The following is a 23,542-nucleotide window of genomic DNA, read 5'->3' as shown; positions in this document are numbered from 1 at the left end:
CTGGAGATGACTCGATCAGTGTGATTGGTGGTACCACTAGCACCCTCAACGCTGGGGATAACAACGACACGATTTCTATCGGTAGCAGCGGCAATGTTTCGCTGGCTCAGGGTGATGCCGGCAATGACTCGATCGTCTCCGCTGGCATCGTTTCTTCCATTGATGGTGGAGCGGGCACTGACACGATCTCGGTAACAGCTGGAACGGTTACCTCCATCGGCGGCGGTAGCGACGCCAGCGCCGACTCGATCAATATTGCCGTTGGAACCGTCAACACCATCAACGCTGGCGATGGTGCCGACACGATCAATATTGTCAGCGGTAACGTCTCACTGGCTCAGGGCGATATCGGAAATGATTCGATCGTTTCAGCAGGCACTGTTAGCTCCATTGATGGTGGAGCGGGCACTGACACCATCTCCATAACCGCAGGAAGTGTCAGCTCGATCGGTGGCGGAACAGACGTTGATTCGATAGTCATCAGCGGCGGCATCGTTAACACGATTAGTGCTGGCGGTGAGAACGACACGATCAGCATCAGCGGTGGCAATGTTTCTCTGGCTCAGGGCGAGGCCGGCACTGACTTCATCAGCATCAGCGGCACCGCCAATATCGACACGATCGATGCTGGCGCTCAGGATGATTCAATCGTCGTTGCCGGCGGCACGATTGATTCGATCAACGCTGGCAGCGATAACGACTCGATCGTCATTTCTGGTGGCTCGATCGGCACCATCACCGCTGGCGAAGGCACTGACACGATCACCGTCTCTGTCGGCGGCAATGTCTCGCTGATACAGGCAGAAGGTGGCACCGACTTCATCAGCATCGGCAGCGGAGCCAATATCGACACGATCGATGCTGGCGCTGCAAACGATTCGATAGTTGTTGTCGGCGGCACGATTGATTCGATCAATGCCGGCACCGGCAGCGACACGATCAATATTTCTGGTGGTGGTGTCTCGATTGCTCTCGGTGGCGCGGATGACTCCGTTGATCTGTTCTCCATTAGCGGCGGTCAGGTCGGCACAATTTCCGCCGGTGGTGGCAGTGACACGATCAATATTTCTGGCGGCAGCGTGTCGCTTGCCTCGGCTGATGCCGGCACTGACTTCATCAGCATCAGCAACACAGCCAACATCGACACGATCGATGCCGGCGCTGCAAACGATTCGATAGTTGTTTCCGGCGGCACGATTGATTCGATCAATGCCGGTACAGAAGCTGACTCGATCGTCATTTCCGGTGGCAGCATCGGCACGATCGATGCAGGCAGCGAGAACGACTCGATCGTCGTTTCCGGTGGCACCGTTGATTCCATCAATGCCAGCAGCGGCAATGATTCGATCGCCATCTCCGGTGGCACTATTGCCACTGTCGATGGCTTCACGGGCAGCGACACGATCAACATCTCCGGTGGTGGTGTCTCGATCGCCCTCGGTGGATCGGATGACTCCGTTGATCTGTTCTCCATTAGCGGCGGTCAGGTCGGCACAATTTCCGCCGGTGGTGGCAGTGACACGATCAATATTTCTGGCGGCAGCGTGTCGCTTGCCTCGGCTGATGCCGGCACTGACTTCATCAGCATCAGCAACACAGCCAACATCGACACGATCGATGCCGGCGCTGCAAACGATTCGATAGTTGTTGCCGGCGGCACGATTGATTCGATTAACGCCGGTACAGACGTTGATTCGATCGTCATATCTGGCGGCAGCATCGGCACCATTTCAGCTGGCACTGAAAACGACACGATCAGCATTAGTGGTGGCAATGTCTCCCTGGCTCAGGGCGAGGCTGGCACTGACTTCATCAGCATCAGCGGCACCGCCAACATCGATACGATCGATGCTGGCAGCGAGAACGATTCGATAGTTGTTGCCGGCGGCACGGTTGATTCGATCAACGCCGGCACCGGCAGCGACACGATCAATATTTCCGGTGGTGGTGTCTCGATTGCCCTCGGTGGATCGGATGACTCCGTTGATCTGTTCTCCATTAGCGGCGGTCAGGTCGGCACCATTTCCGCCGGTAGTGGCAGCGACACGATCAATATTTCTGGCGGCAGCGTGTCGCTTGCCTCCGCTGATGCCGGCACCGATTTCATCAGCATCAGCAACACAGCCAACATCGATACGATCGATGCTGGCAGCGAGAACGATTCGATAGTTGTTGCCGGCGGCACGATTGATTCGATCAACGCCGGAAGCCAGAACGACTCGATCGTCATTTCTAGCGGCAGCATCGGCACCATTTCTGCCGGCACTGAAAACGACACGATCAGCATCAGTGGCGGCAATGTCTCCCTGGCTCAGGGCGAGGCCGGCACTGACTTCATCAGCATCAGCGGCACCGCCAACATCGACACGATCGATGCTGGCAGCGATAACGACTCAATCACGGTCACAGCTGGCACTGTTGATTCGATAAATGCCGGCACTGGCAGCGACACGATCACCATCTCCGGTGGTGGTGTCTCGATTGCCCTCGGTGGATCGGATGACTCCGTTGATCTGTTCTCCATTAGCGGCGGCCAAGTCGGCACCATTTCCGCCGGTGGTGGCAGCGACACGATCAATATTTCTGACGGCAGCGTGTCGCTTGCCTCCGCTGATGCCGGCACTGACTTCATCAGCATCAGCGGCACCGCCAATATCGACACGATCGATGCTGGTGGCGAGAACGATTCGATAGTTGTTGTTGGCGGCACGATTGATTCGATCAACGCTGGCAGCGAGAACGACTCGATCGTCATTTCCGGTGGCAGCATCGGCACCATTTCAGCTGGCACTGAAAACGACACGATCAGCATCAGTGGCGGCAATGTCTCCCTGGCTCAGGGCGAGGCCGGCACTGACTTCATCAGCATCAGCGGCACCGCCAATATCGACACGATCGATGCTGGCGCTCAGGATGATTCAATCGACGTTGCCGGCGGCACGATTGATTCGATCAACGCTGGCAGCCAGAACGACTCGATCGTCATTTCCGGTGGCAGCATCGGCACCATTTCTGCCGGCACTGAAAACGACACGATCAGCATCAGTGGCGGCAATGTCTCCCTGGCTCAGGGCGAGGCCGGCACTGACTTCATCAGCATCAGCGGCATCGCCAACATCGACACGATCGATGCTGGCGCTGATAACGATTCGATAGTTGTTTCCGGCGGCACGATTGATTTGATCAACGCTGGCAGCCAGAACGACTCGATCGTCATTTCCGGTGGCAGCATCGGCACCATTTCATCTGGCACTGAAAACGACACGATCAGCATCAGCGGCGGTAACATTTCGCTGGCTCAAGGTGAAGATGGCACTGATTCGATCAGTGTCACCGGCGGCGCCACTAGCACCATCGATGCCGGTGCTGGTAACGACACGATTTCGATTCAGAACAACGCTCCCGTCAGCTTTGTTCTGGCCGGATCTGGTTCTGATTCGGTGTCGATTTCTGCTTCGGCAACCTACAGCTATGAAGTAGAAGCAGGCACGGGTGATGACACTGTCTACAGCGGCATCGGTGACGATACAATTACTAGTGAAGATGGCAATAACTTTATTGAGGATAAGGGTGGCAACAACTTTATCCTTGTAGCCGGAACTGGCAACAACACGATTCAGACCAGCGCCACCCAACCCGGCGACGATGTGATCCTCTCGTTTAGCAGCGGTAACGATTCCATTCTCTCCGGTGGTGGCAACGACACGATCCTTGTCGTCGCAGGCAACAACACCATCAGTGCTGGCGATGGAGACGATTATATCTTAACCGGTTCTGGCAGCGATTCTGTGCTGGCCGGTGTCGGCAACGACACGATCTACGGCTCCCGGTCACCTGATAGCGGCGGCGATACGATTGTTGGCGGCGACGGTAGCGATTACCTCAGTTACGAAGATCTCAATTCAAGTGCCCAGCTGCTGGTGCAGTTCTCTGGCACTCAGGCAGGCACCGTTCAGCGCTTCGATTCCATCTCAGAGGCTTCTATTGCGGTTGGTGGTTTCGACCAGAACCTCACTACCAGCACTAACGGATCAGGCTTCACCGATCAATTCAGCGGTATCAACGACAGCCTGCGCCTCAGCGAAGGCAACGACCGGGTGGTGTTCGCTGGTCCAACCAATTCAAGCTTCGGCACCACAATCAACGCTGCTGGTGGTGCCCGAGACCTGCTCGATTACTCCGGCTTCGGCGAAGCCAACCCAGTACTGGTCAGCCTCACCAGCAACAGTAGTGGCTATTCAGTTGCACTCACTCCCAGCATCACCTTCACGGTTTCGCAATTCCAAAATGCCCAAGGAGTTGGCAGTGGTTTGTCCTCTGCAGCCGCTGCTGGCACCAATGGCTTCGTTCAGAACTTTGAGGGTGTCATCGGTGGCAACGGCAGCGACACGATCGTGGGCTCTACCGCCAACAACTTCTTAGTAGGCAACGGCGGTGATGACACCATCGCCGGTGTGGCTGGTGCCAACACCATTTACGGCGGTGAAGGCAATGACATCATCATTCCCGGTGCGAATGGGAATAACTACGTTGATGCTGGTTCCGGCTACAACATTTTCTACGTCAATGCGCAGAACCTCACGCCAGGTAACTTTTATGCACCCAATGATGGTGCTCGTAATGTCACCCAGCTGATCGATGCCGGCGGCACTACCCAGGGACCTGCTGGCACTTGGGATCCTGGCGCCCAAGGCATCAATGTGATCTTTGGTGGTGATGCCAATGGCAGCAACTACCGCACCCTTGAGGCTTCTAATGGCTCTGACACCTGGAACCTTTCCGACACTGCTCTGAGCAATATCGGTTATGTCGACATGGGCAATGGAAACGATTACGTCTCCACGGCCACCGTCAACAAGGGCACTCCCTTCAATGTCACTTACAACGGTGGAGCTGGCACCAACGAGATTGAGCTCAATCTCACCTTCGGCCAGTTTGCCCTGCTCACCCAGGCCGGTCGCTTCGGCAGCGACATCCTCAGCTACACCGATGCCCCCGGCAGCGCCACTTTCAGCAGTGATCTGCTGAACATCAACGCCACTAATTTCAACTCCGCCAGTGTGGGCTTCATTTCCCCCGCAGCCTTCAACCTGTTGCTGGTGGATCCCACCGCCACCACCCAGAACCGGGTAATTGGTACCAGCGGCGGCACGGTGCTCAGTGGTGGCGATCTCACCATCGACTCCGGCGCCAATGCCCGCACCGAGGCGATCGCCACCTCCACCCCCTTCCAGTCCAGCGCCCTTGCCGATGGCACCCAGGTAGCCGGTGCCCTGCAGAGCCGCTTCACGGCCGGCGCTGATCTCAGCGGTGTTGCTACCGCCAACCAGCAGGCCGGTACCCTCGCCACAAGCGTTGCCGAGCGTGCTGAGGCTGTCACCGGTGCCTACGGTTTCGGCGCCGACCGCAGCGATTTCAGTGCTGGCGGCAGCGTCTCCCTGCAGCTCACTGGCCGGGTCGCCGGTGGCGCTAACGCAGGCAGTGTCGCCACCGTGGTGCAGGCCGATTCCGCCATGGATGTGGCCGGTGGCATTGACGCCAATGTGAGTGCTGCGGCAACCCTCAGCCTTGATGCTGCCGCCGACAGCAATCAGTTCAGCATTGCCCGCAATGTGTCCGGCCTGAGCGTCGCCAACCTGCGCTCCAGCGTTGCCGGCCTCGCCGACACAGCGTTAGGTGGTAGCGCCAACTTCGTCAGCGCCGGCGATGACGCTCGCATCACCGCCAGCGCCAGCGGCAACAACAGTGTGATCGCCACCAGCGTCGGCGGCCAGAGCCTGCCGGCCCTGTCCGTCACGATTCCGGCAACACCCGCCGAAAGCAAGGACGTGGTGGTGCCTGGTGCTGCCGGCGCCCCCTTCCCCTTCATTGATGGCGACCTGGTGGTGTTCAACACCTCCTGGGGTCAGAACATCAGTGGCGAAGGTGGTGTGGTGGCAGGACGTCGCTACTACGTCTCCGACGTCAACCCCGGCCTGCGCACCCTGCGCTTGCGCGATTACGCCTCCACCGTTTCTGATCGCATCACCTTCTTTGGTGACGCCGGCTCCATGATCACCATCCCGGCTGCCAATGCCTTCAGGCCCGGTGCGGCTATGGCCGATGCCTCCGCCTTGGCCACAGCCGTTGATCTCAACCGCACCCTCGTTGCCGGATCCGGCGTGAGCAGCGGCGCTGAGCTCAGCCTTGACGCCACTGCTAGCCAGTTGCTCGATGTTCGTGCCACCAGCGTCGCAGGCGAGGCCGTAGCCGGCCTCAACCGCCTTGGCGGTCAACGCGGCGCCATCGGTAGCGACTCACCCGCCTGGAGTCAGGTGATGGCGATCGACGCCTCCGCCATTAGTGCCGGCAGTGGCGCTGATCTGCGTGCCAGTGCCACCGAAAGCGCCTCCCTGGCGGCTAATTCCACTGCCGGCGCCAGCCTCACCGAGGCCAGCGCCCGTGTGATCGGCATCAACACCTCCCCCGTTGCCGCCGGCGACACCCTCAACGTCACCACCAGCGCCAACCTCAGCCTCAACGGCCAGGCCCTCAGCACTGCCGGCAGTGCCCGTGCCCTCAGCGGCGCTGGTGCCGGCGCTGCCACCGCCACCAACGCCAGCGCCGCCACCCTGCCCGATACCACCTCCCAGGTGATCGCCCTGCGCCAGGCCAACCAGTCGGCCGGTGCGGATCTCAATCTCAACGCCAGTGCTGATCTCGAGCTCACGGCTCTAGCCCGCACAGTGAACGGCAGCCGCCGCCTTGATTTCATCCAGGCCAACGGCACCAACGAAACCCTGTTCGCCCCCAACAGCGGCCTGGTCCAGGGCGATCTGGTGCAGCTCTCCGGTGCAACTCCCCAGACGGCCGGTCTCATCACCGACACCAACTACTGGGTGCGGGATCTGGCCTTTGGCTCCATCGGCAGCGGCAACACCATCACCATGCCCAACGGTGTCACCTACACCAACGGCATGACGGTGGTGTTCCGCCTCAACGCCGCCGCCGCCGCCAACCTTGTTGACGAGAGCGTCACCACCAGTGTTAACGGCATCACCCTTGGCCGTACCTATTTCGTCACTGGCGCATCAGGCAACACCTTCCAGATTGCGGAAACCGCCGCTGGCTCTGCGGTGCCGCTCACCAGCAGCAACAGCCTGCCCAGCGGCCTGATCGACGGCGAGCGCTTCCAGCTCAGCTCCGCCGCCGATCCCTTTGCCCCTGTCGTTGACCTCTCAGGCTTGGCCACGGCCAACATCAGCTTCAACCAGATCGCCACGGCCTCCGCCTTCGCCGGCGGACGTCCCAGCACCTCCAACATCGCTTCCGCCGCCCGGCTCGACCCCAGCCTCGAGCGGGCCCAGGTGCTTGGCCTCAGCGGCAACCACAGCGCTGGCCACAGCATCAGCGCCGGCGCTGATGCCACGGTGATCGCAGCTGCCACCGCCAATCTCGACAGCCGGGCCATCAATGTCGCCTCCCCCGCCACCGCCGGTGCCGCCGCCAACGTCACCGGTATTGATGGGGTGATGATCGCCGCTGCCGCCGACGGCAGCGTGCGCGCCACCGCCGCCGTCGACGCTGAGGTGGCCGCCACCACCACCGGCAGCTCCGCCAACAGCGACTTCGCGCTCGCCAACACCCTGGTGGATGTGATTGGTATCCGCAGTCGCGGCGCGGCCGACACCGCCACCATCGCCGCGGACGGAACCATCACCGCTGCCGCCCGTATCGGCAGTGGCACCACCGCCAGCACCGTGGTGGGCAACAGCGACGCCCTGGCGATCCTCAACGCCACCGCCATCTCCCTTGCCAACGCCGGCGCCTCCACCACCATCGGCGGTGTGGGCTCCATTTCGGCCCGCAGCGACCTCGGCAGCCTGGCGGCGCCGATCCTCGTTTCAGCCACCAGTGCCGCCAACGGCTTCGCCCGTGCCAACCTCGCTGCTGATGCCATTGGCATTTTCGGCACAGCAAACGGCAGCGATTTCCCCCTCCTCCAGCCCGGTGCAGCCGGCGGCGACCTCACGTCCACCGCCGTCACCAGCGCCCGCATCAACGCCTTCGGTGTTGCCGGTGCTGCCGAGGCCTTCCTGGCCGACGGCGTAGACCGCACCGCCCCCGCCCTGCTCATCGGTATCCAGGACACCGCCCTCGCCTTCGGTGCCGGCACCAACACCCTCACCGTCACCACTACCGGTGTGGTCAACCTCAATGCCACCAGCACCGCTGCCAACGCCAGCGCCGGCGCGGTAACCAGCGGCATTGGCCTGTTCGGCTCCAATGCAACGACCCCTGTCTCGATCGACTTCGACCAGTCCGGGCGCATCGCCATTGCCGCCAGTCAACGCTCCTTTGCCCAGGCGGTCAGCGTCAACGGTGTCAGCACCACCAACTTGGTGGATCAGGTTGTCGGCATTGAGTCCCAGTCCATCCTTGCCGCTGGTACGCTTCAGATTGGCGGCAGCGCCACCTCTCAGCAGCTCGCTAATGCTCGGTCGGAAGATTCCAGTGCCAGCGCCAGCGTTCGCTTGTAATTTTTGATGCACGATCTCATCGATCCCGCATTCCGCGCCGATGGGGCAGTGTTTCACTCCCGCCTCACAGAATCCGTAGACGCAGCGGCTCAGATCCCTTTCTCTGTATTTCTGCAGCAGGAGGGCCTTCTCCAACGCATGGCCAGGGAGGCGGCCCTTGCCGCCACCGTGAGCGGGGTCACCTTTTCCGACGATGAACACCCCGCCGTGATTGTGCGGCTCTGGGAGGGGCTCGAGGTTGATCCGCCCTTGAATCTGCATGGCGATTGGCTCTCCCTGGTGCCTGCCCCCCAGCAAGCGGTAGTGCTGCAGCGCTGGCAGGAGCTACGCCTGCAGAAATACATGGATCTCACCTACAGCCACCGCATCGACGCCTACTTCCTTGAACGTCGCGCCGAGTTGGAACGGGTCGTGTACGGCATGATTCGCGTGCGTAATCAGGGAGCCGCCGAAGAGCTCTATCTGCGCCTCATCGACGACTCCGCCGACTTCACCCAATTGGCCTGCGCCTACTCCCTTGGCGATGAGCGCTATACCCATGGGCTCGTCGGCCCGATGCCGATTGGCCAGCCCCACCCCTCCATAAGACAGGCTCTCAGCCCTCTGGCGGTTGGTGATATCGCTCCCCCTCTGCGTATTGACGACTGGGTCTTGATCTTGCGCATGGAACATCGCGAACCCGCGTCCCTCAACGAAGCCACGCGCCAGCAGCTCACCACGGAATTGTTCGAGGCCGACATAGCTGCTTTTCTCGCCGAGCAGGATCTCATCGCGGCCCTCGATACTCACGCTTCGGCAAAGGTCCCTAACCCTGGCAACACTGCCGGCATCGGTAAGACCGTGGACATCAGCCACACGGAAGTGGGCGAGTCACCTGCCCTGCCAGCTGGCCAGTTGGGTTGATCATCCATGGCTGATGCCGCCCAACTCCAGGCGCTGCTGCGCTCCTTTCCCTTCCTATCCGACCAGCCCGACGAACTGCTCGCCCTGCTGGCTTCCCGGGCGCAGCTCATTCGTTATGCCTTCGGCCAGCCGATCGCTCGGCCCGATCGCACCACCGGTCAGGTCTTCTTCCTGCTCCAGGGCACGGTGCGCTCTGTGGTCATGGCCGATCGTTTTGCCCGTCGTGTTGCCACTCTCCAACGCCATGAAGTGGGAGCTGTGCTCGCCTGGAGCGCCCTCAGCTGCGATCGCAACTGGGAAACGCTGCTTGCCTCCACCAACACGGTGCTCCTGGCCGTTCCCTACGACACCTTCAATGAAGGGCTGCAGCGCTACCCGGCTCTGGCCACCCGTGTGCGCGGCAGTGTCAACCCAGCCGAGTTGTTCGCCGTTCTCGACCGCTACCTCAACGACTACCCCCGCCTGCTGACCGATGAACTGATCCGCGCCGCCGTTGAACTGGCCGACAGCACCCCAGCCGTCACTGTGACCCAGGCCGGCCTCAGCGACCTGCCCCGAGATCCCAACCGGCTCTGGCTGGTGGCCGCCGGCCCGCTGGCTCTGGGTAGAGCGATCCGCGGCAACGAACTCGTTGAGGGTGATGCCAACGCTCCGGTGCGTTTGCTGGCGGTCGACAACCTGGCGCTCCAGGCCATCCTCAGCCCGCCCGCTCCTGAACGAGAGGCCACTGCCCCAGCTTCCGACGCGCCCGCGTCCGACTGGCAGCACCAGCTACTACAGACCTGGCAGCGACAACAGGAAAGCTTTGATCCAGATGCCATCCCTCCCGGCCAGGCCCTGGTCGAGGTGGAGATCCCTGACGAGGCCTCCGACGACCGCCCGCCAGCAGCCTTTCCCTACTTCCGCGGTGACAAGACCGTCGATTCGGCGATCGCTGCCTTCCGGATGATCTGCGATCACCTCAACCTGCCCTTCCGCCGCGAACTGTTCCGCCGGGTGTTCACCGACCATGCCAATCGCAAGGAAGGGATCTCCTTGGCACTTTCGGGCGCCGTTGCCGAATCGATCGGCCTGCAGACCCAGCTGCTCAACATCCAGGTCGACTCCATCCTCCGGCTGGAGACACCTTTGCTGGTGCGCTGGGGTCAGGGCCTGGCCGTGATTTACCGCGTTAGTACAACCGCGCTGGTGCTCGGTGTGCCGTCGGGCGGCGCTGGCAACCGCGAAATCTCCCTCGAAGGCTTCCGTGAACTCTGGGGCGATGAAGGTGAGGTGCTCACGCTTGCCGCTAACAACCTCACGCCCACCCGCAAGTTTGGCTTCAGCTGGTTCCTCCCCGCAATCCGCCGTCATCGCACGGTGCTGATTGAGGTGCTGCTTGCCAGCTTCTTCGCCCAGTTGTTCGGGCTCGTTAACCCACTGCTGATTCAGCAGGTGATCGACAAGGCGATCATCAACTCCAGCCCAGACGCCCTCGGTTTGCTCGGCTCGATGCTGGTGCTATTTGCGCTGTTTGAAGGCCTATTGCTCACCCTGCGCACCTTTCTGTTTGTCGACACCACCAATCGCATCGATCTGTCGCTGGGTACAGCGGTCATCGACCATCTTCTGCGTCTCCCGATCAGCTACTTCGATCGTAGACCGGTCGGCGAAGTCAGCAGCCGCATTGCTGAACTTGAAAAAGTTCGCGGCTTCCTGACTGGAACGGCACTCACCACCATTCTCGATGCGAGCTTTGCGATGCTCTATCTCGTGGTGATGGTGATCTACAGCTGGCAGCTCACCTTGCTCACGCTGGCCGTCATCCCCATTCTGGTCGTGCTAGTACTGTTTGTGTCTCCGATCATCCGTCAGCAGATCCAGCAACGGGCCATAGCCAATGCCCGCACTCAATCGCATCTTGTCGAAGTGCTGAATAGCATGATGACTGTTAAAGCGCAGAATATCGAGTTGCGGACGCGCTGGCGCTGGCAGGAGCTTTATACGAACTTTGTAGCCGAAGGTTTTGACAATACACTTACGAGCACAATTGCGGGCAATGTCAGTAATTTCCTCAATACACTCTCGAGCTTGCTTGTGATCTGGGGTGGCGCTTATTTGGTCCTGGCTAACCAGCTGACCCTGGGTGAACTAATCGCCTTCCGTATCATCTCTGGAAACGTTACTGGCCCGCTCCTGCGTATGACATCAATCTGGCAGAGTGTTCAAGAGGTTTCCCTTTCTCTTGAGCGGCTCAGCGATGTGATCGATACCCCTCAGGAGGCCGATGAAGATAACTACAAGCGCATGGTGATGCCAGCCATCAAGGGTGAGATTGATTTCCAAAATATCGAATTCCGCTATAAGCCTTCCTCTCCTCTGCAGCTGCGTGGCGTCAATCTTCATATTCCAATGGGTAGTTTTGTTGCCCTTGTAGGAACGAGCGGTTCTGGCAAAAGCACGCTCACAAAACTGGTGGCCCGTCTCTATCCCCCGGAAACCGGGCGCGTGCTTGTCGATGGCATTGATATCTCCAAGGTGGAGCTCTACTCGCTCCGCAGGCAATTAGGGATTGTGCCTCAAGACACGGTGTTGTTTGACGGTTCGGTTGAAGAAAACATCGCACTCACCAATCCAGACGCCACCACAGAAGAGATCATCCAGGCCGCCACAGTTGCCGCTGCCCATGATTTCATCATGGATTTGCCTGCTGGCTACGCCACTCAGGTTGGGGAGAGGGGCTCAGGCCTTTCCGGCGGCCAGCGCCAGCGCATCGCGATCGCCCGCACCATCCTGCAGCGCCCCAACATGCTGATCATGGATGAGGCCACCTCGGCGCTCGATTACCAAACAGAACGCGTTGTTAGTGAAAACCTCATGGAAGCGCTGCGAGGCTCCACCGTGCTGTTCATTACCCACCGGCTCAGCTCGATCACCAATGCCGACCTGATCATCTGCATGGGTCAGGGGACCGTGCTTGAAACCGGGAGCCATCGTGAGTTGATGGCTTCCAATGGGCCCTATTCCGTGCTGTTTCGCCAGCAAGGCCGCTCTGCCGGCACCTCCTCGTCGTCCTCCGGTTCTGGATCGTCGTCGTCCTCTTCCGGCTCGCGCAGCAGCACCCCGGTCATGCGATCGCCGAATCGCGGTATCGGCACCGCCTGAGCGAGAGCCCCACCCCATGCCCCGCTTCCGCAGTTCTTCACGGCCCCGAAACCCCTTCCGGCGAGGTGGCCAGACACCCCCGCCGCCGCCGCTGGCGGCAGAGACACTTCCTGCAGGGCGGAATCCGGTTGACTTCATCACGGATCCCAACGCGCCGTCACCTGAGTTTGGTCAGCCCCCAGGTGGCGGCCCCCCCGGTGGCGGCCCCCCCGGTGGCGATATCCCTGGCGATGAAACGCCCCCCCCTAATCCACTTGCTAGGCGACGCGTCACCCTGCCGCGCTCCACACGGGTCTGGAGTCGTGCCATTGTCTGGAGCCTGATCTTCATCACCACCGGCGGCACCATCTATGGCCTGGTGGCTCAGATCGAATCGTCTGTCGCCTCACCGGGAACGTTGCGACCGATTGGTGGTGTCTCTGAATTGGCACCACCTTTGAATGGACTTGTTCAGCAGGTGCTGGTGAAGAACGGTCAGCAAGTGCAACGCGGACAGGTCCTCGTGCGCCTGCGCGATGATTCAGGTCCGACCATTCTCAATAATCTCAAACGCATCCAGGCGTTCTGGATTTCGGAAGTGCGGGTGCTGGCTCGCCAACTCAATATCGGACCTCTGCCCACTGAGCCTGATGCTCTCGCCCAGCTCTTGGCTGATGAACAGGAATTGCAGCTTCGCGAACAGGCTTCCCAACGGGAACTTGCGCGCACCAAGTTTCAGGCTGGCCAGCAATGGATTGATCTGCAGGGGTTGCGTTCCCAGCTCAGCACCAACGAAAACATCAGTGCTCGTATGCGCTCGCTTGTGTCCAAAGGGGCGATGGCTCAGCTTGATCTGGATCGCCAGCTCGAACGTCAACAACAGATCATCACCTCGATGCAACGTACGGAGAATGAATGGAAATCTTCGGTACAGCGTGTTGAGGAAGCCAGGCTTAAATCATTGCAGATTCCCGCCGCTGAACGACGCCAAGTCTTCACGCGGTTCAACAATGCCAGGCAGCAGCTCATTGAGGTGAACAGCAAGCTCAGTGACCAGCAGCAACGCGCCAGCTACCAACTGTTACGGGCTCCAATTGCTGGCAAAGTTATAGACATTAAGGCCAAGGTCGGAGAACTCTCCAGCCCTGCTGAACCTGTCCTCAGAATTCTTCCTAACACTCCTCTGGAAGCCCATCTCGATGTCAGTAATCGCGACGTAGGTTTCTTACGCAAGGGCATGAAAGTTGATATTCGTATCGACTCTTTTCCCTCCACTGAATATGGATCCATCACAGGATTCATTACCAGTATTAGCGATGACGCCTTGCCGCCGGATGAAAAGAATACAACTGAGCACTTTAGTGTTAGTGTAAAGCTCAAAAAGCAGAAACTGAGTCGCAGAGGTATCGACTACAGCCTGCGACCGGGTATGAGTATCACTGGTTTAATCAATCTCAATTCGCGGCCCGCCCTTTCGCTCATCACGGATCGCTTCAACCGCTTCTTTGAATCCAGTCGTACAATTCGTTGATTCAAGCTCTACTGGGCGTATGAATACCGAGCGTAGCGCCTGGTAACTGGGCGATAACGCGGAACGAGTCCGGGCCCGAGGCGCCTAGCAATATCAACTCGGCAGAATGTTGCCCCGACGTCAGCAGCGGAGAGGTATTCACCGCTAGTTGCGACGATCCGGGATGGCTGCTCATACCACTCAGCAACTGCTCCAGTGGGGCAATGGGTAAGAGCTTGGCATCACCGATACCCTCGGTCCCAGTGGGTGTTAGACGCAGTACACCAGACTGCCTCTCCCACAACAACTGGTCAGATACCCCACGGGAGTCTGCCAGATCCAGCCCCTCAATCACAGGCAATCCATAACGCCCATCCCAACCCCCTGGCACTTGGGCCTCTATGCCGGACAACACCACGCGATCGCTCAGGGGATTCAAGCCCAACTGCAGGCCAGTGGCCGCCTCCGATGTCCATGGACTCCACCTCAAAAAGAAGGTATCCGAGCCCCCACCACCAATGAGACTTCGAAAATAACCTGATGCTGCCAATACATCATCCCCCTGCCCGCCTGTCGCCGCCTCAAAGCCAGCTATGCCGCCAGATTTGCTGCCATAGATGGATGTGGCCTTCCCCAGATCAAGATCTACGAAAACCGGCAACTCCCAGCTCAGGAACTCCAGTCGATCCAGGCCATTTCCGCCCAACAATCGACCCGTAATGGAACTATCAAAATTCAAAATCACCACATCATTTCCGGAACCAGTGCTCAGTTCTTCGATGCTATGAAAACGCAAACCGTTGAAGAATCCCTGATCCTTGCCATTCAGTGTCACCACATCTCGTTGGCCTGCCAGTAATACCCCACCTTCAAGCACGTCATAACCAGCCCCACCATCTAATTCCCCCGCGAGCACCTGATCTTCAAACTTAAACACTTCATCACCGCTCCCACCATTGACCACCCCACCAAGCATGCTGTTGATGACGATGTTGTTTGCGCCATTGCCCATAGAGATGCTGCTACCCCTACCAAGTGATTCCTCCAGGTACAAGGTGTTGTTACCTTCACCGAGATCAATCGCTGAATTCAGAATAGAACCATTGATGCGGACACTGTCGTTTCCTGATCCCATTGAGATGCTCGAGTCGAGCATGCCAATGCGCTCAAGCTGTATCTTTGTTGTTTTGCTTGGATAGCGGCCGCCAAGCTGATTGGCAAGATTCTCGTCGATACGGGTAAAGATCGTTAGGTCATCATTGCCGTCACCGAATACAAGGCTACTGGCTTCGATGCCAACTGCTCGTGCATTCAGTTCAAATGACCAGTCAGCCTCGTTCTGTAGTATTGCTGACTTGCTGAAATCAAAGTCAAGCCCAATGTCCCAGCTGTCTCTGAGTGTTGCGCCCTGATTGCTTCTATAAAAACCTGAGTTAATTGTTACTGTATTAATCCCAGGGCCTAGCATGGCAAAGCTATCCTTCATTCCCTGAGTCAATAGATTAAAGACGAGGTCAGTACTTTTGCTCTCGCCCAAGCCATAAAAACGAAGATTTGTGAGTGCCTCAAGCGCCAACAGGTCATCGCCGGCGGCTGTTTGAATGCTTGATTTATCGACCGCCGCGCTGCGCGACCGTACATTGGCGTCCGTCTTGCCAGCCGCCATTAGGGCCAGTGGCAGCAGTTCATCAACGCGGAACACCAACAAATCAGTCCTATCCCCAGAAAGTATCTGAACGTTTAAGAGTGCAATATGTTCAAGATCCAGCTCGAGAGATGCGTCCTGAGACAGCGAAGTAGCTGAGCTAGGCACGATCCGATTCGTAATCACTTCCTGGGACGTCTGAATCTTCCCGGTGTAATTTAGAAGCGTTCTCTCAATGCCCACCTGCCGTGCCAATGTGATTGATCTGGCGTCACCAGCAATCGAGCGGGCTGTGCTTCCCGATTCCCCCTGAACGATCACCAGCACCAGCTGGGGCAGTGGAGAAGGTTCGGGTTCAGGTGTCGGTTCAGGTGTTGGTTTAGGCGATGGCGATGGCTTTGGCGATGGCGATGGCTTTGGCGATGGCGATGGCGATGGCGATGATGACGGTTGAATGATCTGGGAGCTGGGGACTCCTGTGTCGCTGTCCTGTTCGTCGCGGGGTCTCTCGCTCAGGCGTCCACCCTGTCCACTCTGTCCACCCAGACCGCCACCTTGTTGTTGTGACCCCTGGCCGATGCTGCCATCGATCCGACGACTTGGCAGGTCCGGTTCACCCTGTTCCAGCGGACGGATGTTGATGCTTCCGCCCCCGCCGCGGAATGGACCGAATTCAACAGGGCCCTTTAAGAAGACCGGTCCATGCGACCGACTTTCTCCAGCTGCCTGTGCTGCTTCCTGAAACAGATACAGCAGCACCAGACCAAGTGCACCACCTGTGAGGACACCCTCCAGGCTTACCCGTCGGCCATCCCGCTTAAGGGTCAGCTCATCAGTCAGCCGCTGCAGTTCGATTTGTCAGGCTCTAAACCATTGCTTTAACTGTACTCCAGTCCGATTGACATGTGATCGGCTGGTGGATCGGGCCAGGGTTTGCCGGACCATTTGCCATGAAAGCGTGATACAGCCTCCTCCCAGGCAGCATCGTGGGATCCAGCACTGCCGTGGGTGCAGGCGATCGGCCAGGTCCCCAGGCGCAAGCCGAGCGCCAGTGCCGACCTGCAGAAGTCAATGTCGTAGGCATGGAAGTGAAACTGGGGATCAAAACGCAGCCCACTGCTTTGTAAAACCTCAATTTTGGCGGCTAGAAGCACCCCATCCAGCACCATGCAGCGTCGCGGTGTGGGTCCATAGGCACTGGGCTCCACCTGGCTGGGATCCCAGTGATTCAGATACCCGCTGGGCCGCCGCGGAGACGACTGCCAGCCGCCATTCTCACCTTGCTCGAAGTACCAGTTGCACTGCTGTTCACCCGCTTCCCCCTCACCTGCCAGTCCAACCAGATCAAAGTGGCGCAGTGCCTGATCTAGGCGGAACTGCAGAAACCAGTCGTGCACGAACAGATCGTCATGCACAAATGCCACAATTCCTTCAGGGGGCAACTCAGCGATGGCTTTATTGTAGATCTCAGAGAGACCCTGGCAGTGCTTGCCTTGGTTGCCAGCCACCAGGAACAACCGCGGGCGCAGAGCTGGTGGAAACTGGCGCAGGCTTCTGCCCAGAAGGGTGGAACGTGAGAAATGACTCGGGTACTGCTGGCTGGCACAGACAAGCGTGAGCATGGCCTCGATGACCGTCCACAGCAGCCTGACTATACTGGCTTAGCTTAGCAACGCTTAGAACGTGCCCTGTTGCGATCGCTGCCATCTCGGGCCCCTGGGTTGATGATGGGACATTGCACGCAACGGTGATGCTCAACAACATGGCCTCCAGTAGCAGCGGCCTGCCTCCCATCACCAGCAAATCACGCCGGCGCTTGATCAAGGCAGGGCATGTGCATGGCTTCCACAGACTGCGCCTCAGCGGCGGCGGAACGGTGCTGATTGCCACGGTGGCCCAGGGCCACGTGGTGCCTTCGACCTGGGCCACCGCCTATGCCTGCCTGCCGGACAGTCCGCAGCTGCTGGTCAAGGAAATTCACTTCGATCCGTTCAGGCTGGATGAGTACATGCAGACTTACAACTTGCGCACCCTTGAATGGCTCGACAGTCGATTCATGCTAAAGCTGGCACTGGAACAATGCCTGATGGACATCGGGAGTCATTTGAAAGAAACGCAAGGAGCTGATAGCATCGTTGCAAAGCCTGAACCTATTGACCGCATTGACCTGCATGTCATGCGCGCCCAGGGGGCTTTGCCCTATCTCCAGCAGCTCATGGAACGCTGCCGAGACCATCTTCTTCTGTTTCAGGATCTGCGCCTGGTTCATGATCTACCGGCGCCAACTATCGGCACCCGATGACAGAGTCTTTGCGTATTTTGTTGGTTAACCATGGACTCGCTCCCGAGATGTTGGGGGGCGATGGTGTGCAGATTGAGGCCACCGCAGCAGGCTTGCGACGCCGCCACCATCAGGTGCGCGTGGCCTTCTCAAACCAGCCTGATACCACCGGTGTCGACCTTGTCCACATCTTCAACACACGTACCGACCAGGCTCTGGCTGGTCAGCTGGCGGCAGCCCGTCAGGCTGACCTGCCTGTGGTCGTCAGCCCGATCTGGATTTCGCTCACCCAAGCGCGCTGGGGATCATTGGCAGCTCGCGGTGTGCTGGAGAAGCTCCAGCAGGATCCACCCATTGGAGAACGCCTGTTGCAGCAGCTGATCGCACGCACGCTCGCCGTGCACTTTGATGGGGATGTCCTCCATTTCGATCAGGCAGGTCCAACGGCAACAGCACAGTTGAAACGCATCGCCAGGTTGCTTGAGGACGTTGATGCACTCCTCCCCAACAGTTGGCTGGAGCTAGCTGCCTTGCGCCGTGACCTTGGCTGGCGAGGCACCCAGGTGGAGATTGCTCCATACGGTGTGGATCCCAGGTTATTCAGCGACCCAGATCCTGAGCCCTTCCGCAAACTCAGCGGTTTGCGAGGTCCGTTTGTGCTTCAGGCAGGGCGGGTTGAACCACCAAAGAATACCGCCATGCTGCTGCAGGCACTTCGCCACATCGATCTTCCGGTTGTGCTCGCAGGACGACACAATCTGGATCCTGATTATACCCAACTCTGCAGGACGATTGGTGGAAGCCGGCTGCATCTCCATGGCCATTTATCACCTGATCTACTGGCTTCGGCCTATGCAGCTGCTTCGGTTCACGTGCTGCCTAGCTGGTGTGAGACCTGTGGCCTCGTCACCCTTGAGGCAGCCCTCGCTGGAGCACCTGTTGTGGTGAGCATTGCTGGCCACGAGGCAGCCTACGTGGGGTCTGATGCCTGGTATTGCGATCCGGCAGATCCCTGCTCTGTTCGCAATGCTGTGGTAGCCGCTATCGACGCAGGCCGCAATGATCCTCGAGTGCGGCGGTTGCAACGCAGGATCTTGGCCGAATTCAATTGGGACGCAATGACCGAGGCAAGCGAGAGAGTCTATTCCTTGGCACTTGGCTTGCGACGTAAGTAGCCGTCAGCGAAGTTAGACAAACCGGAAGCACTTAAGAAAGTTTCACAGCGTTCAAAGGTATCAGACTCAGCAAGAAAACTGGCGATTGCTGTGCGTGGATTGGAATCAACGAGGGAGCGGTAGGGTGCTACGGGTGTACCAGCCAAATCTGCAAAGCTTGTATCGGCAACAATCAACAGACCATCTCTACCCACAAACTTCTGGTACGCCCGAATCTCCGCCAGAACATGATCACCATCATGCCAGTCATCGAGAAATACCAGCACGGGGCCGCTGGTTTTCGCAACATTTGCAGCAACAGTTTCAAGCACACCTGGTTCAAGGCTGCTGCCAACAAGCCATTCTGATACAAAGCGAGCCAGGCCCTGCTCGCGGCGCACTGCCTCTGCTTCAGCAGTCGGTGTGATGTCAATGGTGATGACGCGAGACTGCTCAAGCCCGAGCAATGCCAGCATAGAGGCAAAGAAAAGGGAACAGCCGCCGAATTTTGTGCCCGTCTCAATGATTAGCCCTGGCCGAATAGCTGTAACGGCCTGCTGCAGGCCCATGAGATCATCCGGGAGTTGCCAGATCGGTACACCCAGCCAATGATTGCGAAACCAACCTTCGTTAGCCGCCACTTTTAGCATGACGTGCCGCAGATCGCGAACCAGATAATCACTGATCAGATAGGGGGTATCTGCACCGCTCCCACTACTTGGGGAGGGGTTATCGGCAGACTTGCTTTGTCTTGATACGGGTGATGTCATGATGACAGGCCAGGGTCTTGAGGGGCAGTGCAACGGGTGGCCAATGGGACGCTTCGACAGCATCTAAAGTCCGAGACCATGCCATTGCTGTCCTGGCGTCATCATAGGATGAAGCACCACTTCGCTGTGCAGACATTGATCCATCCCCAGACATCGTGATTCAGCCCAACCCAATCTGTTCTGGCCTTGATCTATCGGATGGGTCCATGGATCCGCCGCATCCGGCGACCCTTCCTCCTGGATCAGCAGCCGGCCTGCTTTATCGTGGCATCCATCCCAGCACTGTTGTGACTGGTGGCGCGACCATTGAGTTTCCAGAGACCACCATCATTGAACCCTTCTGCAGCTTTGTCATGGGCCCCCATGCATCGTTTAGCATCGGAACGAATGTCACAATCTATTCGGGGTGTACGTTTCGAAGTAAATATGGCCATTTTGAAATCGGCAATGAGGTCTCCTTTGGGCCGAACTGTGCTTTTTATGAACTCAGGGCAGGATTATTCATCGGTGACTACTCAATGATCGCTGCTGGTGTCTGTGTATCAGGGGTGAATCATGGCATGGATCCTACTGCCGGTCCCTATAGATTTCAAGCGTCAGATAATCGCCCTGTCCGTATAGGTCAAAATGTTTGGATTGGCATGAACTCTACATTATTGCCAGGGATCACGATTTCCGACAATTCAATAATTGGCGCCGGTAGTGTGGTGACACGTGATATTCCAGCTGGCATGATTGCTTATGGTAATCCTTGCCAAGTGATTCGACCCGTCAGTGTTTCACCACAACCTGGCCAAGGTTGAGTCCCACCCTGCTTTCCATTGGTTTGTCCGAGCTATCGTTCTATGATTCCTTTTCTTTCCTGGTTTACGGGACCTACTCCGGTTATGAATCAGCCTCAAAAGCTTTTTATGGCCTGTGGCGATGAGCGCCGAGAGGGCTACCTGCACGTTGATGCCTTTGCGTCCAGCAATCCTGATATTGTGCATGCGATTGAGCAAACCCCGTGGCCGTTTGAATCTGATCGCTTTTCTGAAATTGTGATTAACCATCTTTCACGAGTCGGCAAGGAATTATACCAGCAGAAATCGATTCTTGGTGAACTCTTTCGTGTCAGTGCTTCTGATGCAACCGTGGTTCTCAACTTGCCCTGGATTAGGCACGATTCTTTCTGGGCGGACCCAACAAATGTTCGACCGTATTGTCCGGAGACATTACAGCTTTTATCAAGTCAATATTGTGAATCCCTGCGTGAACAAGGAACCACCCATACGTCACTTGCTGGGCTTTTTGGTATTAACTTTGAATTAATTTCTATTGTTCAAACATATGATCCTATCTGGTGGCGCAAGCTTCAGGCTGGAGAGATCAGTCGTGATCAGCTTCGCGAGGCAGCATCCTTGCACTGGGGTGTTGTGCGCACTTGGACAGCCACATTGCGGGCAGTTAAGGCATAGGGATTTAATGCCTGTAGGGTTATGCTGGTCTGTATGTGCGAGTGCATCATCAATTTACTGACCAGCTGATCGAAGTTGCTGATTGAGACCTTGGCACCTCCTATTCAATAGGACTACACTCTCGACTCAGAATGCTAGGCCGATTAAGTTCCATTCATTAGAATTGATTCCAGTTCCGCAGGTGGGCGCAAAGGCTCAGCAGGGTAGATCTCTCCTCTGAGAATCCGTTCGATCATGTCAATCTGCTTTGGCAGGCATACGCTATGAAGATCGTATCGGTCGACAACTGTCTGGCGAGCTGATTGCCGGAGATGCATGTAGTCTTTTGGATTAGCCAGCACTTTCGCTACAGTCTTGGCTAAAGCTTCGTGATCAAGGAAGTCAACAAGTATTCCATTTTCGGCATGTTTGATCATCTCTTGAACTGGTGGTGTGGCTGACCCCACAACCACGCATCCGCAGGCCATCGCCTCAAGCATGCTCCAACTTAGAACAAATGGTACTGTCAGATATACATGACAGGCGCTCAGGCGAAATACACGATGAAGGACGGAATGGGGAACCTGACCCACAAAATGTACGCGTTTTGAATCAATCCGACTCGATAACTCTCTCATCATGAACGTTCGCCAGTCCCCACCGTCTGGTGGAAGGCTGCCATATCCCTTTCCATCTCTACCGACGATGATGGCTCTCATATTTGGACGCAGCTGTTGCAATAGTGCGAGACTGCGCATAAAGATATGGAAGCCACGGCAAGGCTCCAGGTTTCGACTGACAAATGTCACCACCTCATCTCCTGGGCGAAGCACGACTTTATCCCTGGATAAAGTAATCTCACCTGTTTCTCCAGGTGGTTGCTCTGGCGTGATCTTGGTCGTATCTATGCCTTCATGGACAACAACGGCGCGATCTCGATAGGCAGGTGGTATGGAGCTCCATTGCCACCATGTTGAGGTCGTCGCACATGTAAAATTATCAAGTGCGAGCAATTGAAAATTTCTGCGTATGCGCACACCGGTTACATCTATCCAGGTTGGATGATGAAATTCTTTGTCGAATCCATAATCTGCTCCTTTGACGTTGTAAACAAACTCCTGATGGTGAATCACGGGTACGCCAGGGAGGATGTCTGCCAACGCCAGCATCTCTCCCCATCCAGAGTGACCGATCACCAGGTCGGGCTCAAAGCCTTTTCCCATCAATTTCAGGATGGTCTGTGCAACTGCAGCCCCCCTGAGCACTTTGGTTTGACTATCAGATAGCAATGGATGGCATTCGGGAATGATGCCACTGGGCGCAGGATCGTAGCGGTGAAGGGGGATGCCTGTTAACTCACTTGCCGTCTCCAAGCCGATGGCAATGACAGTATCACCTCGATCTCTCAATGCCTGAGCCAAGTGAAAATACTGACCTGGGAAGTTTTGGTGTAGAAAAAGTATTTTCGACATGGCGGCTTGGCATCTGAAACTCAGAATTCAAATCTAAGCCCTGATCTTGCCGAAAATCAAGACGTAGTATCAGCGCGTGCGGCATAGTTTTTCATGGTGTCTCATGAGTCGCATGCTTGTTCGAGACTCTGGGGCGGTCTCTGTGCTTCGCATGCCAGCATCGGGCAGTATCGACATGGGTTGACTGGAATTCAGTTCCGCATTCTGGTGCTCATCTTGAAATCCTCAGTCACGACGCTTGCGCCTCTGAAATAGTGCCTGACTTTTAGATGGCAACTGCTCTAAGGTCTTTGGGCTTGTGTTTGCTTCAACTTTCTCCCCGCTAAATTCTAAGTCTGACCAGCCTGGTAGCTTGCGTGGTAGCTCCGGCTCAATTCAGCGCCACACAACGAATGCCCCCGGTTGCAGGCTAAGTCGCGGGCAGCTTTCGTTTTCGCTAAGATTGAGGTCTTTCAGGTTACGAAACTCGGGCTCCAGTGTTGCACTGGGGTGGGTCAAGCGCTGGGCATCGGGGGCCAGCAGCAGCGAAAGGCGCTGGTTCCTTCCCTGCTGCATTAATTGCTGCATCAATTGCTGCAGGCTGGCGGCTAGGTCGGCGACGAGTGGCCGGCGGCACCTGGGCGGCTGGGGTCATCAGGGCGTCCTTCAGGGCCTGGTGGGCCTGGCTGGGGGGCCGCAGGGCCTGCACCCGCTCGGCGGCCAGGCGCACGATCTGCTGGGCCAGCTCCG

At 57.6% G+C, this 23,542-nt stretch carries 12 protein-coding genes; 8 read left to right on the top strand and 4 right to left on the bottom strand.

Annotated elements, in window-relative coordinates; translation table 11 throughout:
* Positions 1-20 precede the first annotated feature (20 nt).
* The 4 genes from KBZ12_RS18565 to KBZ12_RS16770 are packed head-to-tail and all read left to right on the top strand — an operon-like array spanning position 21 to position 14,076.
* On the top strand, positions 21-8,519 hold the full coding sequence (locus KBZ12_RS18565) for a hypothetical protein (protein ID WP_315859434.1): 8,499 nt from the start codon (positions 21-23) through the stop codon (positions 8,517-8,519).
* 6 nt (positions 8,520-8,525) lie between these two features.
* On the top strand, positions 8,526-9,422 hold the full coding sequence (locus tag KBZ12_RS16780) for a hypothetical protein (RefSeq protein WP_254959177.1): 897 nt from the start codon (positions 8,526-8,528) through the stop codon (positions 9,420-9,422).
* A 6-nt stretch (positions 9,423-9,428) separates the two neighbouring features.
* Entirely contained in the window at positions 9,429-12,566 is a 3,138-nt protein-coding gene (locus KBZ12_RS16775; RefSeq protein ID WP_254959176.1) for a peptidase domain-containing ABC transporter, read from the top strand.
* A 16-nt stretch (positions 12,567-12,582) separates the two neighbouring features.
* Positions 12,583-14,076, top strand: coding sequence for an HlyD family secretion protein (locus tag KBZ12_RS16770; protein ID WP_254959174.1), 1,494 nt, complete (start codon positions 12,583-12,585; stop codon positions 14,074-14,076).
* A gap of 1 nt (position 14,077) precedes the next feature.
* Here the strand turns inward: KBZ12_RS16770 and KBZ12_RS16765 are convergent, their stop codons facing one another.
* Positions 14,078-16,459: a hypothetical protein gene (locus tag KBZ12_RS16765; protein ID WP_254959172.1), complete on the bottom strand. Its 2,382-nt coding sequence runs from the start codon at positions 16,457-16,459 to the stop codon at positions 14,078-14,080.
* A 119-nt stretch (positions 16,460-16,578) separates the two neighbouring features.
* On the bottom strand, positions 16,579-17,322 hold the full coding sequence (locus tag KBZ12_RS16760; RefSeq protein ID WP_254959170.1) for a hypothetical protein: 744 nt from the start codon (positions 17,320-17,322) through the stop codon (positions 16,579-16,581).
* A 128-nt stretch (positions 17,323-17,450) separates the two neighbouring features.
* Between KBZ12_RS16760 and KBZ12_RS16755 the strand changes: the two genes are divergently transcribed.
* The gene (locus KBZ12_RS16755) at positions 17,451-18,002 is read left to right on the top strand and encodes a hypothetical protein (RefSeq protein ID WP_254959168.1); all 552 of its coding nucleotides are present in this window, start codon (positions 17,451-17,453) and stop codon (positions 18,000-18,002) included.
* Positions 17,999-19,156, top strand: coding sequence for a glycosyltransferase family 4 protein (locus KBZ12_RS16750; protein WP_254959167.1), 1,158 nt, complete (start codon positions 17,999-18,001; stop codon positions 19,154-19,156). The genes KBZ12_RS16755 and KBZ12_RS16750 overlap by 4 nt, the downstream gene beginning before the upstream one ends.
* On the opposite strand, the gene KBZ12_RS16745 is transcribed toward KBZ12_RS16750, so the two are convergent.
* A complete protein-coding gene (locus KBZ12_RS16745; protein ID WP_254959165.1) occupies positions 19,123-19,905 on the bottom strand; it encodes a cephalosporin hydroxylase family protein in 783 nt (260 codons plus the stop codon). The genes KBZ12_RS16750 and KBZ12_RS16745 overlap by 34 nt on opposite strands.
* A gap of 206 nt (positions 19,906-20,111) precedes the next feature.
* Here KBZ12_RS16745 and KBZ12_RS16740 point away from each other — a divergent pair, with 206 nt between their 5' ends.
* Positions 20,112-20,708, top strand: coding sequence for a DapH/DapD/GlmU-related protein (locus KBZ12_RS16740; RefSeq protein WP_254959163.1), 597 nt, complete (start codon positions 20,112-20,114; stop codon positions 20,706-20,708).
* 84 nt (positions 20,709-20,792) lie between these two features.
* The gene (locus KBZ12_RS16735) at positions 20,793-21,362 is read left to right on the top strand and encodes a hypothetical protein (protein ID WP_254959160.1); all 570 of its coding nucleotides are present in this window, start codon (positions 20,793-20,795) and stop codon (positions 21,360-21,362) included.
* Between the two features lie 143 nt (positions 21,363-21,505).
* Here the strand turns inward: KBZ12_RS16735 and KBZ12_RS16730 are convergent, their stop codons facing one another.
* A complete protein-coding gene (locus tag KBZ12_RS16730) occupies positions 21,506-22,813 on the bottom strand; it encodes a glycosyltransferase (RefSeq protein ID WP_254959158.1) in 1,308 nt (435 codons plus the stop codon).
* Between the last annotated feature and the right edge of the window lie 729 nt (positions 22,814-23,542).

The sequence above is a fragment of the Cyanobium sp. Cruz CV13-4-11 genome, from assembly GCF_024346055.1.
Lineage (GTDB): Bacteria > Cyanobacteriota > Cyanobacteriia > PCC-6307 > Cyanobiaceae > Cyanobium.
Note: the sequence above shows the minus strand (reverse complement) of the source record. Positions and strands in the feature narration are given on the sequence as shown.

Coding starts and splice junctions, on each gene's coding strand:
- KBZ12_RS16780 (WP_254959177.1), top strand. CDS start 8,526: ATGCACGATCTCATCGATCCCGCATTCCGCGCCGATGGGGCAGTGTTT.
- KBZ12_RS16775 (WP_254959176.1), top strand. CDS start 9,429: ATGGCTGATGCCGCCCAACTCCAGGCGCTGCTGCGCTCCTTTCCCTTC.
- KBZ12_RS16770 (WP_254959174.1), top strand. CDS start 12,583: ATGCCCCGCTTCCGCAGTTCTTCACGGCCCCGAAACCCCTTCCGGCGA.
- KBZ12_RS16760 (WP_254959170.1), bottom strand. CDS start 17,322: ATGCTCACGCTTGTCTGTGCCAGCCAGCAGTACCCGAGTCATTTCTCA.
- KBZ12_RS16755 (WP_254959168.1), top strand. CDS start 17,451: ATGCTCAACAACATGGCCTCCAGTAGCAGCGGCCTGCCTCCCATCACC.
- KBZ12_RS16750 (WP_254959167.1), top strand. CDS start 17,999: ATGACAGAGTCTTTGCGTATTTTGTTGGTTAACCATGGACTCGCTCCC.
- KBZ12_RS16745 (WP_254959165.1), bottom strand. CDS start 19,905: ATGACATCACCCGTATCAAGACAAAGCAAGTCTGCCGATAACCCCTCC.
- KBZ12_RS16740 (WP_254959163.1), top strand. CDS start 20,112: ATGGATCCGCCGCATCCGGCGACCCTTCCTCCTGGATCAGCAGCCGGC.
- KBZ12_RS16735 (WP_254959160.1), top strand. CDS start 20,793: ATGAATCAGCCTCAAAAGCTTTTTATGGCCTGTGGCGATGAGCGCCGA.
- KBZ12_RS16730 (WP_254959158.1), bottom strand. CDS start 22,813: ATGTCGAAAATACTTTTTCTACACCAAAACTTCCCAGGTCAGTATTTT.